7 protein-coding genes are annotated in these 19,053 nt (G+C 72.0%); all 7 read left to right on the forward strand.

Translation table 11 applies throughout. From position 1 onward, the window contains the following. Positions 1-121 precede the first annotated feature (121 nt). The gene (sbnA, locus tag ACFXKZ_RS40610) at positions 122-1,153 is read left to right on the forward strand and encodes a 2,3-diaminopropionate biosynthesis protein SbnA (RefSeq protein ID WP_380009094.1); all 1,032 of its coding nucleotides are present in this window, start codon (positions 122-124) and stop codon (positions 1,151-1,153) included. Between the two features lie 72 nt (positions 1,154-1,225). Next, positions 1,226-9,220 (forward strand): amino acid adenylation domain-containing protein, encoded by a 7,995-nt coding sequence (locus tag ACFXKZ_RS40615; protein ID WP_380009097.1) that lies wholly within the window; start codon positions 1,226-1,228, stop codon positions 9,218-9,220. Next, positions 9,217-16,539 (forward strand): amino acid adenylation domain-containing protein, encoded by a 7,323-nt coding sequence (locus ACFXKZ_RS40620; protein WP_380009100.1) that lies wholly within the window; start codon positions 9,217-9,219, stop codon positions 16,537-16,539. The genes ACFXKZ_RS40615 and ACFXKZ_RS40620 overlap by 4 nt, the downstream gene beginning before the upstream one ends. A 77-nt stretch (positions 16,540-16,616) precedes the next feature. Beyond that, entirely contained in the window at positions 16,617-16,823 is a 207-nt protein-coding gene (locus ACFXKZ_RS40625) for an MbtH family protein (RefSeq protein ID WP_078975915.1), read from the forward strand. After that, positions 16,820-17,797 carry an ATP-binding cassette domain-containing protein gene (locus tag ACFXKZ_RS40630; RefSeq protein ID WP_380009104.1) on the forward strand — a complete coding sequence of 326 codons (978 nt, stop codon included), beginning with the start codon at positions 16,820-16,822 and terminating at the stop codon, positions 17,795-17,797. The genes ACFXKZ_RS40625 and ACFXKZ_RS40630 overlap by 4 nt, the downstream gene beginning before the upstream one ends. Continuing rightward, on the forward strand, positions 17,794-18,681 hold the full coding sequence (locus tag ACFXKZ_RS40635) for an ABC transporter permease (protein ID WP_380009107.1): 888 nt from the start codon (positions 17,794-17,796) through the stop codon (positions 18,679-18,681). Before ACFXKZ_RS40630 ends, ACFXKZ_RS40635 begins: the two co-directional genes overlap by 4 nt. 111 nt (positions 18,682-18,792) lie before the next feature. Next, positions 18,793-19,041: an acyl carrier protein gene (locus ACFXKZ_RS40640; protein WP_380009110.1), complete on the forward strand. Its 249-nt coding sequence runs from the start codon at positions 18,793-18,795 to the stop codon at positions 19,039-19,041. Positions 19,042-19,053 lie beyond the last annotated feature (12 nt).

Genomic DNA, 19,053 nt, shown 5'->3' on the forward strand with positions numbered 1-19,053 from the left:
TTGCGAGGTGGGCGGCGCGCTCGTGACGCCGCCCTCGTCAGCAGTCCGTCAGCACCTCGTCAGCGCACGGCGAGAGGCTGGCCGTCCAGGCTAATTGGTTGCCGAGGGCCAGGAGTCGCCAGTGCCGGTTATTTCCGCGTCGCATGAATTCGAGGTCAGCGACCTCTTCGTGAATTTACAGCCGCTTTTCGGGCGTCGGCTCTTTCTGAAGGTCGAGGGATTCAACTTCGCCGGGTCCATCAAGCTGAAGGCGGCCCGTGAGATCGTCGCGCAGGCGGAGGCCGCGGGTGTGCTCGGCCCCGGCTCGACCCTGGTGGAGTCCTCGTCCGGGAACATGGGCGTCGCCCTGAGCGTGCTCGCCGCGAACAGGGGCTTCAGGTTCCTGTGCGTGACCGACACCCGGTGCAACGAGGTGACCCGGCGCACCATGGAGTCCTTCGGCGCCGAGGTGCACGTGGTCACCGAGCCGCACGAGACCGAGGGCTTCCTCGGCGCGCGGATCCGGCACGTGAAGGCGCTGCTCGCCGCCGACGACAAGAAGGTCTGGCTCAACCAGTACCTGAGCCCGGGCAACTGGATGGCCCACTACCGGACCACCGCGCCCGCCATCGCCCGCCAGTTCCCCGACCTGAACGTGCTGTTCATCGGCGCCGGCACCACCGGCACCCTGATGGGCTGCGCGCGCTACTTCCGTGAGCGGCGCCCGTCGGTGCGCGTGATCGCGGTCGACAGCGTCGGCTCCGTGACCTTCGGGCGCCCCGCGGCCACCCGGCACATCCCGGGCCTCGGCACCAGCGTGCGTCCGCCGCTCCTGGACGAGTCGCTGGTGGACGCCGCGATCCATGTCGAGGAGGCGGACACCGTCCGCACCTGCCGCGAGTTGATGCGCCACGGGTTCCTCTTCGGCGGCTCCACCGGAACCGCCGTGAGCGGAGCGCTGCACTGGCTCGACGAGCACTATGGCACCGCCGGCGCACCCGACCAGGTGACCGCCGTGACCATTTCGCCCGACCTGGGCGAGCGCTATATGGAGACCGTCTACCGCGACGATTGGGTGCGCGATTCGATCGGCCCGGAAGGTCTCACGGCAGGCGTCGAATACGCGGACATCGGGTCCGAATTCACCGCCGGACTCGAAACGATTTCCGGCTGACCGCGGACCGAGCGGTACCAAAGGATCGAGAGTCGATTCGAGGCTGAGCTGAGGATGACGGAGAGCAAAGCGATGGCAAACAACCGGGGTACTGTCCTTCCGCTCACCGCGGCGCAGGCCGAGATCTGGTTCGACGAGCGGTTCGCCACCGGGCCGCTGGCCTACAACATGGCGGACTACATCGAACTGCGCGGGCCACTCGACGTGGAGTTGCTCGTACAGGCGATGCACCGCCTCGCCGACGAGGCCGAGGGAGTGCGCGCGCAGTTCCTCGAAGAGGACGGCGTCCCTGGGCAGATCATCCGTCCACTCGCCCAACTCCCGCTCAAGATCTTCGATTTCAGCGAAAAGACCGAGCCGTTGGCCGCCGCCGAGCGGTGGATGCGCGCCGACCACGCCGAGCCTTTGAAGGTCACCGACTTCCCGCTGTACCGCGGCGCGCTGATCAAGCTGGCACCCGAGCACCACCTGCTCTACCTGTGCATGCACCACATCCTCATCGACGGCTACAGCCGCGTGCTCCTCTACCCGAGGCTCGCCGAGCTGTACACCCGGCTCGTCGCCGGCATCGCCGATTCGGCGGCGGACCCCGGCGCGATCCCGGCGTTCCACCTCCTTCTGGACGCCGAGCGCGAATACCGCGACTCGCCGCTGGTCGAGCGGGACCGTACCTACTGGACGCAGCGTCTCACCTCCGGTGCGCACGGGCCGGCGCCCGAGCTGGTCTCCCTCTCCGAGGAGGAGCCTGCCCCCGGCCGCGGTGCGTTGCGCCACACCTCCCGCCTCTCTCCCGAGGCCACCGACGCGCTGCGCGCCCTCGCCCAGGACGGCAAGGTCACCATGCCCGTCCTGATGGTCGCCGCGATGGCCGCCTACACCCAGCGGGTCACCGGTGTCGCCGGGCCGCTGCTCACCCTGCCGGTGACCGGTCGGGTCGGCGCCATCAGCCGGCAGATCCCCGGCATGCTCGCCAACTACCTGCCGCTCGCCGTGCGGGTGAGCCCGGAGATGACCCGTACCCAGCTGCTGCGCCGGGCCTGGGTGGAGGTGGCGAGCGCGCTCAAACACCAGCGCTACCGCGGCGACCGCATCCGCCGCGACATCGGCCTGCGCACCGACGACCAGCGCGCCTTCGGGCCGTTCATCAACGTGCTCAACCAGGACCCGGAGCTGGCCTTCTCCGACGACTGCCGCGGTTTGGTGGTCAACCTGTCCACCGGCATCGTCAAGGACCTCATCATGACGGTCCTGAACACGGCCGACGGCACGATGGAGATCCACCTCGACGGCAACCCCGAGCTGTACGGTTCCGCGGAACTCGCCACCCACCTCGCCCGTTTCGAGACCTTCCTGGCCGCGCTCGCCGCCATGCCCGCCGACCAGCCGCTCGGCCGGGTCGGTCTGGGCGCGACCGGTGAGCTGCTCGGCCTGCTCGGCGAGTGGGACCCCGCCGCGGAGGGGGAGGCAGACGAAGGGCTCATCGAACGAATACGTGCCGTGGCGACGGAAACGCCCGATGCCGTGGCCGTGTCCGACGGCGCCGAGAGCGTCACCTATCGCGAGCTGGTTACGCGCGTCGCAGGTGTCTCCGTCCGGCTGACGGAGGCCGGGGTGTCGGCGGGTTCGGTGGTGGCGATGTTCGCCGATCCCGGGGTGCCGTTCGTGGTGGGTGTGTTGGGTGTGCTGGGGGCGGGTGGCGCGTATCTGCCGCTCGATCCGGCCGCGCCGACCGCCCGCAACGGTGCGCTGCTGCGGGACAGCGGCGCCGGCCACCTGCTGGTGGGCGCGGGATACGAGGCATCGGCCGGCGAACTCGTCCGCTCGGTCACCACGGTCCCGGTCACGGTCGTGGGCCTGGCGGACACGTCTGCCTGCCGCGAGCTGCCGGCTTGCGTCGGTGCCGGGTCGGACCTGGCGTACGTGATGTTCACGTCGGGGTCCACCGGTCGCCCCAAGGGCGCCATGGTGCAGCGTTCCGGGATGCTCAACCACCTGTGGGCCAAGGTCGCCGATCTCGACCTCGCGGCCGGTGAGACGGTCGTGCAGAACGCGCCGCTGACGTTCGACGTGTCGGTGTGGCAGATGTTCGCTCCGCTGGTGGTCGGTGGTCGGGTCCGGGTGTGTGGCACCGACATGGCGGCCGACCCCGCCGCGCTGTTCGCGCTGGTCCGCGACGAACGGGTTGCGGTCCTGGAGGTCGTTCCCTCGCTGCTGCGCGCGGCCCTGGATGCCTGGGACATCGAGGGCATTGCCCCCGAACTGCCCGATCTGCGTTGGCTGATGACCACGGGGGAGGCGCTGCCGGTCGATCTGTGCCACCGCTGGCACGCCCGGCACCCGAAGATCCCGCTGATGAACGCGTACGGGCCCACCGAGTGCTCCGACGACGTCACCCACGCCGTGATCACCGCTTCCGACACCCTCGACCTAAGGGTGCCGATCGGTACGGCCGTGCGGAACACCCGTCTGTACGTGCTGGGTGACGAGCTGCGGCCGGTTCCGGCCGGTGTGTCGGGTGAGTTGTATGTGGGCGGCGCGGGTGTCGGCCGCGGTTACCTGCATGATCCCGCCCGTACCGCGGCGACGTTCGTCGTCGATCCCTTCGTGGGTGGCGGTGCCCGGATGTATCGCACCGGTGACCGGGTCGTGCAACGGGCCGACGGGCAGTTGGAGTTCATCGAGCGCCGCGATCACCAGATCAAGATCCGTGGACGGCGGGTGGAGACCGGTGAGATCGAGGCCGTCATCCGCTCCCTGGAGACGGTTGCCGACGCCGCCGTCGCGGTGTTGCCCGATGCGTCCGGGAACCCCCGTCTGGTCGGCTACCTGACCGGGCCCGGCGTGGACGCCGGCAGGATACGCGCCGAGCTGGCCCAACTCCTGCCCGCGTACATGATTCCCGCCTCCTGGGTGGTCCTGGACGCGATGCCGCTGACCTCGAACGGCAAGCTCGACCGCAAGGCGCTGCCCTCGCCCACGGCTGCCGACCGGGACACCGCGCGCGGCCCGCGCAACGAGAACGAGCGGCTGCTGTGCGGCATCTTCGGCGAGGTCCTGGGCCTGACCCACGTCGGCATCGACGACGACTTCTTCACCCTGGGTGGGGACAGCATCCGCTCGATCCAACTCGTCAGCCGCGCCCGCAAGGCCGGCCTCGCCCTCACCACCCGCGACATCTTCACCCACAAGACCGCCGCCGCCCTCGCACAGGCGGCGGGCAGGATCGACGCCGAGGCCGCGGGCAGCGCCGGCGCGGGTGCGGACGACGAGGGCAGCGGTCCTTACGAACTCACGCCGATCATGGCCCAGTTGCACGACGACAGCGGCAGTCTCACCGGGCCGGTCGTCAAGTACAGCCAGCACGTGGTGGTGCGCGTTCCCGCCGCGCTCGACGCCGACCGGCTCGACGCGGCCCTGCACGCCCTGGTCGACCACCACGACGCGCTGCGCACCCGGGCCACCGAACCGGCCCCGGGACTCTGGCACACGGAGGTCCTGGCGCCCGGCGCGCTTTCCGGCGAACGCCTGGTCATCGCCGTTCAGGGCCTCGACGGCGGTGCGGACGCCGAGGACGTCCTCGGGTACACCGAGCGGCAGGCGGCCGCGGCCCGCGCCCGGCTCGACCCCGCCGGCGCCGTCATGGTTCAGGCCGTGCTGATCGGCGCGGGAGCCGACGCCGACACCGCCTGGCTGGTGCTCTGCGCCCACCACCTCGTCATCGACGGCGTGTCGTGGCGCATCCTGCTGCCCGACCTGGCGGCTGCCTACGAGGCACTCGCCGCCGGCCGCGCCCCGGCCCTCGACCCCGTCGGCACCTCGTACCGCAGCTGGTCGAAACTGCTCACCGAGCAGGCCCGCACCCAGGTGCGTGGGCCCGAACTCGCCCTGTGGCAGGACATCCTGGCCGGACCCGACCCGCTGGTCGGCACCCACCGGCTCGACCCCGCCACGGACGTGTACGGCACCCGGCGCACCCTCCGCCTCGAACTGGGCCCCGATGTCACCGGGCCGCTGCTCACGGAGGTCCCCGCGGCCTTCCACGCGGAGGTCAACGACGTCCTGCTGACCGGCCTCGCGCTCGCCGTCGCCGACTGGCGCCGGCGGCACGGCCACGCCCGGTACGCGCAGACCCTCATCGAGCTGGAAGGCCACGGCCGCGAGCAGCTCGGCGACGACCTCGACCTGTCCCGCACCGTCGGCTGGTTCACCAGTGCCTTCCCGGTGCGCCTCGACCCCGGCACGCTCGACTGGGACGAGGTGTGGACGGGCGGCCCCGCCCTGTCCACGGCTCTCAAGCGGATCAAGGAACAGCTGCGCGCGCTGCCCGACCGCGGCGTCGGCTACGGCCTGCTGCGCTACCTCAACCCGCACGCCGCCCGCGCCCTCGCCGGCCGAAACCGGCCGCAGATCGGCTTCAACTACATGGGCCGCTTCGACGCCCGGGACACCCGGCTGTGGGAACCCGTCGCCGGCAACGGCGTCGTCGGCACCGGCGCGCACCCGGGCATGCCGCTGCCGCACCTGCTCGACGTCACCCCGGCGACCGAGGACCGCCACGACGGACCGCACCTGATCGCCAACTGGGCGTGGGCGGGCCGGACGGTGGCCGAGGAGGACGCCCAGGACATCGCGCAGACCTGGTTCCGCGCCCTGGAACTGCTCGCCCGGCACGCCGGTGCGCCGGGCGCGGGCGGCCTCACTCCGTCCGACCTGCCGCTGGTGGAGCCGGCGCAGGACGAGATCGAGGAGTACGAGGCCGAGTTCGCGCGGACCGGCACGGTCCTCGTGGACGTCCTGCCGCTCACCCCGCTGCAGCAGGGCATGCTCTTCCACGCCGACTACGACACCGCGGGCGCGACCGAGGCCGAGGACGACGCGGACACGGACGCGGTGGACGTCTACACCCTGCAGATCGTCGCGGACATCGAGGGCTACCTCGACCCCGCGATGCTGCGTGCCGCGGGCCAGGCGCTGCTCGATCGGCATCCGAATCTGCGCGCCTCGTTCCGGGCCCGCGCCACCGGCGCACCCGTACAGCTCATCCCGCGGCACGCCGAACTGCCCTGGCGGGAAATCGACCTGACGGATTTTCCGGAGTCCGCGAGGGCCGCCGAACTGGACCGGATCGCCGACGCCGAGCGGGCCCGTCGCTTCGACCTCGCGGCGCCGCCGCTGCTGCGCTTCACGCTGGTCACCCACGGCGAGGACCGGCACCGCTTCATCTGGACCAGCCACCACATCCTGGTCGACGGCTGGTCGATGCCGCTGCTCGTACGGGAGTTGTTCACGCTGTGCGCGACCGGCGCGGACGTCGCGTTGTCCGCCGACCCGGCCCCGTACCGCTCCTATCTCGCCTGGCTGACCGCGCAGGACCGGGAGGCGGCCAAGGCGGCCTGGCACGCGGTGCTCGCCGACGTGGCCGAACCCACGCTGCTCGTCCCGGGCGATCGCGACCACGCCCCGATGTTGCCCGAATCGGTACAGGCCGAGGTGCCCCGCGAGCTGACGGCCGCCCTGTCCGGGTGGGCGCGGGCACAGGGGCTGACCCTCAACATCGTGGTGCAGGGTTGCTGGGCACTGCTGCTCGGCCGGCTCACCGGCCGCCGGGACGTCGTCTTCGGCGCCGTCACCTCCGGCCGCCCCGCCGAGGTCCCGGACGTCGAGTCGATGATCGGCATGTTCCTCACCACCGTGCCGGTGCGCGCCCGGCTGCACCCCGGCGCCACCCTCACCGAACTGCTGCACGCCCTCCAGGATCAGCAGACCGCGCTGCTCCCGCACGAACACCTCGGCCTCGCCGAGATCCACAAGGCCGCCGGGCTCTCCGGCGAAGTCTTCGACACCGTGGTGCTCTTCGAGAACTTCCCACTGGACGAGAACGGCCTCGACACCGGCGCCGACGGTCCGCGCGTGGTGCGCGCCGAGGCCAGGGACGCCCGCCACCATCCGCTGAGCATGGTGGTCTTCCCCGGCGACGCCCTGACCCTGCGCCTGGACTACGCGCCGGACCGGTTCACCCGGGACGACGTCGAGCGAACCGCGGTGATCTTCCAGCACCTGCTGCGCACGGTCGCGGAGCGGCCCGAACTGCCGCTCGCCCACATCGATGTGACCGCCCCGGCGACCGCGGCCGGCCCCGGTACGAGCGGTGAGCTGGGCGGGCTGCTCGGCACATGGGACCCGTCGATCCCCGAGGAGAGCCTCGGCGTCGTCGAGCGGGTACGGGCGGTGGCCGCCCGCATTCCCGACGAGACCGCCGTGTCGGACGGCACCACATCCCTCACCTATGGGGAGCTGGTCGCCGCGGCCGGTGGACTGTCCGTCCGGCTGGCGCAGGCCGGGGTGTCGGCGGGTGCGGTGGTGGCGATGTTCGCCGATCCCGGGGTGCCGTTCGTGGTGGGTGTGTTGGGTGTGCTGGGGGCGGGTGGCGCGTATCTGCCGCTCGATCCGGACGCGCCCGCCGCCCGCAACACGTCCCTGCTCGGGGACAGCGGCGCCGGCCATCTGCTCGTGGGCGCGGGATACGAGACGGCGGCGGCCGAGCTTGCCGCCTCGACAACCACCGTCCCCGTCACGGTCGTCGACCTGGAGGGCGCGCCGATTCCCGGCGAGCTGCCGGCTTGCGTCGGCGGTGGGTCGGATCTGGCGTATGTGATGTTCACGTCGGGGTCCACCGGTCGTCCCAAGGGGGCGATGGTGCAGCGGTCGGGCATGCTCAACCATCTCTGGGCCAAGGTCGCCGATCTCGACCTCGCGGCCGGTGAGACGGTCGTGCAGAACGCGCCGCTGACGTTCGACGTGTCGGTGTGGCAGATGTTCGCTCCGCTGGTGGTCGGTGGTCGGGTCCGGGTGTGTGGCACCGACATGGCGGCCGACCCCGCCGCGCTGTTCGCGCTGGTCCGCGACGAACGGGTTGCGGTCCTGGAGGTCGTTCCCTCGCTGCTGCGCGCGGCCCTGGACGCGTGGGATGTCGAGGACGCCGCTCCGGAACTGCCGGATCTGCGTTGGCTGATGACTACGGGGGAGGCGCTGCCGGTCGACCTGTGCTGGCGTTGGCATGCCCGTCATCCGAAGATCCCGCTGATGAACGCGTACGGGCCCACCGAGTGCTCGGACGATGTGACGCACGCCGTGATCACCGCCTCGGACATCCTCGGGTCGCGGGTGCCGATCGGTACGGCCGTGCGGAACACCCGTCTGTACGTGCTGGGTGACGAGCTGCGGCCGGTTCCGGCCGGTGTGCCGGGCGAGTTGTATGTGGGCGGCGCGGGTGTCGGCCGCGGTTACCTGCATGATCCCGCCCGTACCGCGGCGACGTTCGTCGTCGATCCCTTCGTGGGTGGCGGTGCCCGGATGTATCGCACCGGTGACCGGGTCGTGCAACGGGCCGACGGGCAGTTGGAGTTCATCGAGCGCCGTGACCACCAGATCAAGATCCGTGGACGGCGGGTGGAGACCGGTGAGATCGAGGCCGTCATCCGCTCTCTGGAGACGGTTGCCGACGCCGCCGTCGCGGTGTTGCCCGATGCGTCCGGGAACCCCCGCCTGGTCGGCTACCTGACCGGGCCCGGTGTGGACGCGGCGACAGTACGCGGGGAACTCGCGCAACTGTTGCCCGCGTACATGATTCCCGCCTCCTGGGTTGTGCTGGACGCGATGCCGCTGACCTCGAACGGCAAGCTCGACCGCAAGGCCCTACCGTCGCCCGCCACCGCCGACCGCGATACCGCGCGCGGCCCGCGCAACGAGAACGAGCGGCTGCTGTGCGGCATCCTCGGCGACGTCCTGGGCCTCGCCGATGTGGGCATCGACGACGACTTCTTCACCCTGGGTGGGGACAGCATCCGCTCGATCCAACTCGTCAGCCGCGCCCGCAAGGCCGGCCTCGCCCTCACCACCCGCGACATCTTCACCCACAAGACGGCCGCCGCCCTGGCACAGATCGCCGCCGAACACGAGCAGGACGGTCCCGAACGCGCCGCCGTGGAGCCCGAGGGCAGCCTGATCTCCCTCTCCGACGAGGAACTGGCCGATCTCGAATTCGAGTTGAATGAGGAATTGTCGTGACGACCGCTCCCGGAGCCGGGTCGAAGATCAGCGAAGTACTGCCGCTCTCACCGCTGCAACAGGGGCTGCTGTTCCTGTCCTCGTACGACCCGGCGGCACCCGACCTCTACACGCTCCAGTTCGTCGCGGACATCGACGACCGGGACACGGACGACGGGCCCCGGCTCGCCGCCCGGCTGCGCGCGGCCTCGGCGACGCTGCTGAGCCGACACTCGAACCTCAGAGCCTGCTTCCGCAATCGCAAAAGCGGCGAACCCGTGCAGATCGTGCTCAAGGAGAGCGAGGTCGAGCCGGACTGGCACTTCCGGGACCTGACGGGGCTGCCCGAGGCCGCGCGGGAGGCCGCGGCGCAGCGGCTCGCGCACGAGGACCGGCTGCGCCGGTTCGACCTGTCGCGTCCGCCGCTGATGCGGTTCACGCTGATCCGGCTCGGCGAGCGACGCCACCGGCTGTTGTGGTCGGTGCACCACATCCTGATGGACGGCTGGTCCTTTCCGCTCGCCGTCCACGAGTTGTTGCTCCTCGGCGCGCGGGGCGAGCGGGCGGCACTGGCCGCGCCCGCGCCGTACCGGTCCTTCCTGACCTGGCTGAACGACCGCGACCGGGACGCGGCGCGGGCGGCCTGGGCCGCGCTGCTCGCCGGCCTGGAGGGACCCGTGCGGGTGCTTCCCGACGCGGGCCGGGCACTCGAACCGCCCTCGTTCGTCGAGCACGTCCTGTCACCGCGGAGCACGGCGGCGCTCGCCGGGTGGGCACGCGGGCAGGGTCTGACCCTCAACAGCGTGGTGCAGGGCTGCTGGGCGCTGCTGGTCGGCCGGCTCACCGGCCGCCAGGACGTCGTCTTCGGCGTCGTGACCTCCGGCCGGCCCGCCGAGGTGCCGGACGTCGAGTCGATGATCGGGCTCTTCGCCAACACCCTGCCCGTGCGGGCCGACCTGCGCCCGGACCTGAGGGCGAGCGAGCTGTTCCGGGCGCTGGCCCGGCAGCAGGTCGAGATGATGCCGCACGAGCACCTGCCGCTCGCCGAGGCGCAGGCCGCCTCCGGCATCCAGGGCGAACTCTTCGACACCGTGCTCGCGTTCCAGAACTATCCGCTGGACGGGGAGACGCTGCGCCGCGAGTTCGGCGGTGAGGTGAGCGCGGCCGAGATGCACGCGGCCACCCACTACCCGCTGAGCCTGACGGTGTTCCCCGGCGAGCGCCTCGATCTGCGACTCGCCTACAAGGACGCGACGCTGGGGCGGAGCGAGGCGACGGCCCGGGTCGGTGCGACACGTGTCCTGGACCGGTTCGTCCGCATCCTCGAGGAGGTCGCGGACGAGCCGGACACGCTCCTCGCCCGCCTCGGCGCACCGGACCCCGCCGAGCGGGCGCGCCTTCTCACCGAGTGGAGCGGCGCGTCGGCCGCTCCTCGCGAGCCCGCGCGCCGCACCACCATCCCGGCGCTGTTCGCCGCGCAGGCTGCGCACACCCCCGACGCCGTCGCGGTCACCGTGCCCGGGACCGACGGGCCCGGCGGCGCCCTCACCTACCGAGAGCTGGATGCCCGTGCGAACCGGCTCGCCCACCTCATCGCCGCGCGGGGCGCGGGGCCCGAGACGTTCGTGGCCCTGGCGCTCCCGCGCGGCGCGGAGTTGATCGTCGCGGTCCTCGCCGTCCTCAAGGCCGGTGCGGCCTATCTGCCCCTGGAACCGGGCCATCCGGCGGACCGGATCACCTACGTCCTGCGCGACGCGCGCCCCACGCTCCTGCTGACGTGCGTCGACGCGGGACTGCCGGAGTTGCCCGACGCACCGGCCGTGGAGCGCGTCGACCTCGGGGCCGAGGAGACCGCGGCCGCGCTCGCCGCCTGCCCGGACACGGAGCCGGGTGTCGACGCGGATCCGGAGCACCCCGCGTACGTCATCTACACCTCCGGTTCCACCGGCCGTCCCAAGGGCGTGGTGGTACCGCACCACAACGTGGTGCGACTGCTGGACTCCACCGACGATCGGTTCGGCTTCGGGCCCGACGACGTGTGGACCCTCTTCCACTCCATCGCCTTCGACTTCACGGTGTGGGAGCTGTGGGGGGCGCTGTTGCGCGGCGGGCGCCTGGTCGTCGTGCCGTACGACGTGTCACGTTCGCCCGGCGCGTTCTTGGACCTGCTTGCCGCGGAAGGGGTCACCGTCCTCAATCAGACGCCGTCCGCGTTCTATCAGCTGATCCGCGCCGACTCCGAGAGCCCGCGCGAACTCGCACTGCGTCGTGTGGTGTTCGGCGGCGAGGCGCTCGATGTCGGCAAGCTCGCCGACTGGTACGCCCGGCATGCCCCCGACCTGCCGCTGCTGGTCAACATGTACGGGATCACCGAGACGACGGTGCACGTCAGCTACCAGGAGTTGCACGCCGCGACGGCGGCCGGCAACGGCGGCAGCGTGATCGGGCGCGGCATCGCGGACCTGCGGGTGTACGTGCTCGACGGCGCCCTCCAGCCCGTACCGGCGGGCGTGCCCGGCGAGTTGTACGTCGCCGGTCCCGGCCTCGCGCGCGGTTATCTGGGGCGCCCCGACCTGACGGCGGCGCGCTTCGTGGCCTGCCCGTTCGAGCCCGTGGGCGCCCGCATGTACCGAAGCGGCGACCTGGGCCGGTGGCGATCCGACGGCACCCTCGAATACCTGGGGCGCGCCGACGAGCAGGTGCAACTGCGCGGATTCCGGATCGAGCCGGGCGAGATCGCCACCGTACTCGGCCGGCACCCGCGCGTCGCCGAGGCGGCCGTGGTCGCCCGCGAGGACCGGCCGGGCGACCAGCGTCTGGTCGCGTACGTGGTGCTGCGCGACGACGCGGGCGAGGAGGCGGCGGCCGAACCGGGCGCGGAACTGCGGGCGTTCGTCGGCGAACGGCTGCCCGACTACATGGTCCCGGCGGCCGTGGTGCGGCTGGCCGCGCTGCCGCTGACCGCCAACGGCAAGCTGGACCGCAGGGCGCTGCCCGCACCCGAGTACGCCACGTCGGCGAGCGCCCCGCGCACCCGCGAGGAGGAACTGCTCTGCGGCGTCTTCGCCGAGGTGCTCGGGCTCGAACGTGTCGGCGTGGAGGACGACTTCTTCGCGCTCGGCGGCCACTCGCTGCTTGCGACGCGCATCGTCAATCGGGTCCGCGCCGAACTCGGCGCCGAACTGCGGATCCGGGACCTGTTCGAGGCCGCGACGCCGGCGCGCCTCGCGCAGCGGCTGCCCGGTGCGGAGCGCGGCAGGGCTCCGCTCGTCGCGGGCCCGCGTCCGGCGTCGCTGCCGCTTTCGTACGCGCAGCAGCGGCTGTGGTTCATCGAACGCCTCGGCGCGCCCGACGGGCTCTACAACATTCCGCTGGCGGTCCGGCTCTCGGGCCCCCTGGACGTCACGGCGCTCCAGGGGGCGCTGCGGGACGTCGTCGCGCGCCACGAGGCGTTGCGCACCGTCTTCCCGGCGCGCGCCACGGCCGGGGACGACGGCGCGGGTCCGGCCGAACAGCGGGTGCTCGCGCCGGCCGACGCCCTCGTCCCGATGCCGGTGAGCGAGACGACCGAGGATCGCCTGCCCGCCGCGCTCGCCGCCGAGGCGGCGCGCGGCTTCGACCTGGAGACCCGGATCCCGGTGCGGGCCACCCTGTTCGCGCTCGGACCCGAAGAGCACGTGCTGCTGCTGGTGGTGCACCACATCGCGGCCGACTGGTGGTCCCTTGCCCCACTCACCCGTGATCTGACCGAGTGCTACCGGGCCCGACGCACCGGGCGTGCGCCCGAACTGCCGCCGCTGCCGGTGCAGTACGCGGACTATGCCCTGTGGCAGCGGGAACTGCTCGGCGACGCGGATGATCCGCGCAGCGAACTGGCTCGCCAACTCGCTTACTGGACCGAGGCGTTGGCCGGTCTCCCGGAGGAGCCGGCGCTGCCTTTCGACTTCGCGCGCGGCGCCCGGGCGGGCTTTCGCGGCGGCCACGTCCGCACCGCGGTGCCGCGGGCGCTCGGCGAGGACCTGTACCGGTTCGCGGCCGAGTGGGGCGTCAGTGTGTTCATGCTGCTGCACGCCGGGCTCGCGGCGCTGCTCACCCGGTTGGGCGCGGGCACCGACATCGCGCTCGGCAGTCCCGTGGCGGGCCGCACCGACGAGCGCCTCGACGACGTGGTCGGCATGTTCGTGAACACGCTGGTGCTGCGCACCGACACCTCGGGCGACCCGAGCCTGCGGGAGTTGGTCGAGCGGGTCAAGGAGTGCGACCTGGCCGCCTATCGGCACCAGGACGTGCCCTTCGAGAAGCTGGTGGAGGTGCTCAACCCCGAGCGGTCGATGTCGCGGCACCCGCTGGTCCAGGTGATGCTCGGCTTCCAGCAGGCGGCACCGGGCCCGGACGCGAAGACCCCCGAGGACGCCGACGCCGGGGTCTCGGTGACGCAGGAGCCCGTGCCGGGGGAGACCGCCAAGTGGGACCTGCTCTTCCAGCTCACCGAGGAGGCGGGGGACGCGGCCGGGCCGGGGTTGTCGCTGGCCGTCGAGTACGCCGCCGACCTCTTCGAGCCCGCGACGGCGCGCCGCATCACCGACGCCTACCTGCGGCTGCTGGCCGCCGCGCTCGCCGAGCCCGGTCGGCCGTTGTCCCGCCTGGACATCGTCGACCCCCGGGAGCACGCCGAACTGCTCGCCCTCGGCACCCATCGCATCGGCACCCCGCACACCACGGTCACCGAGCTGGTGGCGGCCCGGGTCGCGGCCGCGCCGGACGCCGTGGCCCTGATCCACGCCGAGCCGGGTGCCCCGGAGCGGTTGGTCCGGGTCACGTACGCCGAACTGGACGCGGCGGCGAACCGTCTGGCGCACCTGCTGATCGCCCGCGGCATCGGCCGAGGCGACCTGGTGGCCCTGCTCCTGGAGCGCGGACCGGCCACCGTGATCACGGTGCTGGCGATCGCCAGGGCGGGCGCGGCCTATCTGCCCCTCGACCCGTCGTACCCCGCCGAGCGGGTCCACGACATGCTGACCGACAGCGGTGCCCGCCTGCTGCTGACCCAGGAGTCCCTGGCGAGCCGGGCCGCCCTCGGCGCCGAGCGTGCCGGGGTCGAGGTCGTGGTCCTCGATGCCCCCGACACCGTGGCCGCGTCGGCCGCGCTGCCCGCCGCCCCGGGGCCCGCCGTGGTCGTCGAACCCGACGACCTGCTCTACGTCATCTACACCTCCGGCTCCACCGGAAAGCCCAAGGGCGTCGCCGTCTCGCACCGGGCCGCCGTGCGTCTGGTCGGGGGGCTGCCGGAGTTGGCGCCGACCCCGGACGACACCTTCCTGTGCTTCGCGGCGGTCGCCTTCGACGCGTCCACCTTCGAGATCTGGGCGCCGCTCACCCACGGCGCGCGGCTGGCGATCTGCCCGCCGGGGCCCGCCGACCCCGAGACGTTGGAGGCGTTCGTCGGCCGGGCGGGGGTGACGATCGCCTTCCTCACCACTCAACTCGTCAACACCCTCGCCGACACCCGGCCCCGCGCCATGGCCCCCGTGCGGGCCCTGTTCACCGGCGGCGAGGCGCTGTCCCCGGACCACATCGAGCGGTTGCGGGCCGCGCTGCCGGACACCGTCGTATTCAACGTGTACGGCCCGACGGAGGCCACCACCTTCGCCACCTCCCAGAACACCGCCCTGGTCGGCGGCGGGGCCACCGTCCCCATCGGGCTGCCGATCGGGGACACCTGCGCCTACGTCCTGGACGAGACGCTGGGACTGGTGCCGCGCGGTGTGGTCGGCGAGCTGTACCTGGCGGGTGAGGGCCTCGCCCGCGGGTACCTCAACCGGCCCGGTACGACCGCCGACCGCTTCGTGGCCTGCCCGTTCGGGGCGCCGGGCGAGCGGATGTACCGGACGGGCGACCTGGTGCGCTGGGACCGGCACGACCGGATCGACTACGTCGGGCGCGCCGACCAGCAGGTGAAGATCCGCGGCTACCGCGTCGAACTCGGCGAGATCGAGCGTCATTTGACTGCTCATCAGGCGATCGCGCGGGCCGCCGTGCTGGCTCCCGCCGAGCGCACGGGCCAGCGTCGCCTGGTCGCCTACGTGGTGCCCGCCCCCGGCTGCCGGAACCCGGAACCGGCGGAGCTGCAACGGCACTTGGCGCGCTTTTTGCCCGGCTACATGGTGCCGGACAGCTATCTCCCGCTGCCCGCGCTGCCGCTGAACGCCAACGGAAAGCTCGACGTCAAGGCCCTGCCCACCCCCGACCGCCCCCGGGCCGGCGCCGACCGCGCGCCGCAGCGGCCTCGCACCGAGCGGGAAAGGTTGTTGTGCGCGGCGATCGAGGAGGTGCTCGATGTCGACGGCGTGGGTCCGGACGACGGGTTCTTCGCACTGGGCGGGGACAGTCTGAAGGTGATCAGGCTGGTCGACGGCGCCGCCCGGCTCGGGCTGCGGATCAGCCTCGGCGCGGTCTTCGAGCATCGCACCGTCGAGGCCCTCGCCGCGAGCGCGGTCACCGAGGGCGAGGCCGGCGACCCGCTGGGGCCCGTGTTGCCGATCCGCCCGACCGGCGGCAGGCCGCCGCTGTTCTGCGTACACGGCGGCCTGGGCTTCGCGATCCCGTTCGCCGCGCTCGCCGAGCACCTGGACCCGGAGCAGCCCGTCTACGGCCTCCAGGCGCGCGGCATCGCCGAGCCGGGCCCGCTGCCCGAGCACATCGGGGAGGTCGCCGACGACTACCTGGCCCGGATCAGGGCCATCCAGCCGACCGGCCCGTATCACCTGCTCGGCTGGTCCTACGGCGGTGTCGTCGCCCACGAGATGGCCGTGCGACTGCGGGCGGCGGGCGAGGAAGTGGCCTACCTGGCGAACCTGGACGCCTACCCCGACGACGCGCACGGCGCCGCACCGAGCGACGAGGAGTTCCTCGCCGATTTCCTGACGGAGGCCGGTGTCGACCCGGCGGGGTTCGACCGGCTCACCCCGCAGGGCGTCGCCGCGCACCTCGCCGGTTCCGGCGGCCCGCTCGCCGCGTTCGAACAGGCCACCCTGGAGCGCCTGTTGAGCGTCATGCGCAACAACCTGGAGCTGTTCCGGAGCTTCACCCCCGGCCGCTTCGACGGTTGCCCCATGACGCTCTTCGTGGCGACCGGGGGCAGCGACAGGGGCACGCGGGACGAGCGCGCCCTCAAGCTCAAGAGCTGGGAGCCGCACGTCGGCCGGGCCATCGACACGTACGACGTGGACTGCACCCACCAACAGATGATGCGACCCGCCCCGGCGGCGGCCATCGGCCGGGCCGTCGAGCACGCGCTCTCCGCCCTGGCGGCGGCCCGGGCCGCCGCCGAGCCCGCCTGACCCCCGACCACCCGACCACCCGACGCATTCGCCGCACTCGACGCATTCGAGCACCAACCGAGATCTGGAGAACATCCATGGCCAACCCCTTTGACCGCGAAGACGGCCGGTTCCTCGTCCTCGTCAACGACGAGGGGCAGTACTCGCTGTGGCCGTCCTTCGCCGCCGTGCCCGACGGCTGGCGGGTGACGCTCGCAGAGACCGACCGCGCCACGGCCGTGGCCCACATCGAGCGCGACTGGACGGACATGCGTCCGCTCAGCCTGCAGCGTCGGGCGGGATGACCGTGGCCTCGTCCGACCTGGCCATCCTCGCCGAAGGGCTGCAGAAGCAGTACCGCGGCCACACGGCACTGCACCGCGTCGATCTGGCGGTGCCGGCAGGCACCGTCCTGGGCGTACTCGGCCCCAACGGCGCCGGCAAGACGACCACCGTCCGCATCCTGGCCACCCTGGTCGAGCCGTCCGCCGGCCGCGCCGTCGTCGCCGGGCACGACGTGGTGCGCGAGGGTAAGGAGGTCCGGCGGCGCATCGGCCTCGCCGGACAGTACGCGGCCGTCGACGAACTCCTCACCGGGCGCGAGAACATGGTCCTGCTGGCCAAGCTGCTGCGCTACGGGCGACGCGGTGCGGCCCTGCGCGCGGCCGAGCTGCTCGAACGGTTCGAGCTGACCGACGCCGCCGACCGCACCGTGGGCACCTACTCGGGCGGCATGCGCCGCCGGCTCGACCTGGCGACCTGTGTCATCGGCGATCCGCAGGTGTTGTTCCTCGACGAACCCAGCACGGGCCTGGACCCCACCAGCCGAAGCGTCCTGTGGGACGTGGTGCGCGACCTGGTCGCCAACGGCGTGACCATCCTGCTCACCACCCAGTACCTGGAGGAGGCGGACGCACTCGCCGATCGCATCGCCGTCATCGACGCCGGCCGCGTCATCGCCGAGGACACCCCCGCGGCGCTCAAGCGCATGGTCGGCAGCGAGCGCCTGGAGGTGACCGTGGCCCGCCCGGAGAGCCTGGCCGACGCGGTCGCCGCGCTCGCCACACTCGGCAGCGCCCAGGAACCGGTCGCCGATCCGGCCACTCTGCGGGTATCGGTGCACCTCGACCGGGGCGGCCTGGACGAGGTGGCGCGTGCCGCCGTCGCGCTGCGCGAAAAGGGCGTGGACACCGTCGACTTCGAGGTCTGCAAGCCCACGCTCGACGACGTGTTCTTCCAGCTCACGGGCACGGGACAGAAGAAGGAGAGCCGGCGATGACATCGACGACCGACGCCGCGGTGTCGCCGACGGCGCTCGCCCCCGCGGCCTCGTCCCCGGTGCCGCGATCCGCGGAGTCCAGGGGCGTGCTGCTCGGCTACCTTGGCGACACCCTCGCCCTGGCCGGACGCCATCTGATCCATCTGCGCCGCTCCCCGGGCCGGCTCGTGCTCGTGACGATGACGCCGCTGGTGATGCTCGTCGCCGTCGGCTACCTCTTTCGCAAGTCGATGAACGTTCCCGGCGGCGTCCCGTACGAGGACTTCATCCTGGCGGGCATCGCCGTCCAGGTCGGCCTGTCCGGCGTCGGCCCCACGGCCATCGGTGTCGCCCTCGATCTGCGCCACGGCCTGGTGGACCGGTTCCGCTCGTTGCCGATCGCACCGAGTTCGGTGCTCATCGGCCGCACCCTGGCCGACCTGTGCGTCGGCGCGGTCAGTCTGACGGCGGTGTCCCTGGTCGGCCTGGCCGTCGGTTGGCGGCCACACGAGGGCGTGCTGCGCACCGCCGCCGGATTCGCCGTGCTGCTCGCCTTCATCTACACCATGCTGTGGCTCGGAATTCTGCTCGGCACCACCCAGAAGAATGTCGAGGCCATCGACGGCACGGGCGCGCTCGTACTCGTCGTCTTCAGCTTTCTTTCCAATGCGTATGTCGGTGTGAACGGCCTGCCGGAATGGCTGCGCCCGGTGGCCCAATGGAACCCGGTCACCGCCGTCATCACCACTTGCCGCAGGCTGTGGGGCAACGACCCCTCGGGCGCGGCGGGCAGCGGGTTCGCCGCCGACCATCCGGGCGTGGTCGCCGCCATCACCCTGACGACGATCCTGGTCATCGCGGTCGCCGGCAGTGTACGGGGCTTCGAAAAGGCCGTCGGAAGGTGACCGGCAACTGCCGTCAGTGAGCGGTCAGTTGAATGTCATCGGCCCGTCATCGAGGCTGACTAATTTTTGCCGTAAGGCAAATTCGAGAACCTGGGAAACGGAGAAAAAAACATGACCACGGTTGTGCCCGAGCGCCTTACCCGCATCAGGGAAATCATCGCCGAGAACATCGATGTTCACACCGAGTTCGCGGACAGCACACTGTTCATCGACGAACTGGGCGCCGACTCCCTGAAACTCATCGACGTGCTCAGCGCCCTGGAGATGGAGTACTCCATCGTCATCGACATGGACGAGCTCCCGAAGATGGTGAACGTGGAGACCACGTACCAGGTGACCGCCGCCGCCGCCGGTTGGTGAGCAGCGGGGGTC

Origin of the sequence: Embleya sp. NPDC059237 (assembly GCF_042754105.1) — a bacterium.
Lineage (GTDB): Bacteria > Actinomycetota > Actinomycetes > Streptomycetales > Streptomycetaceae > Embleya.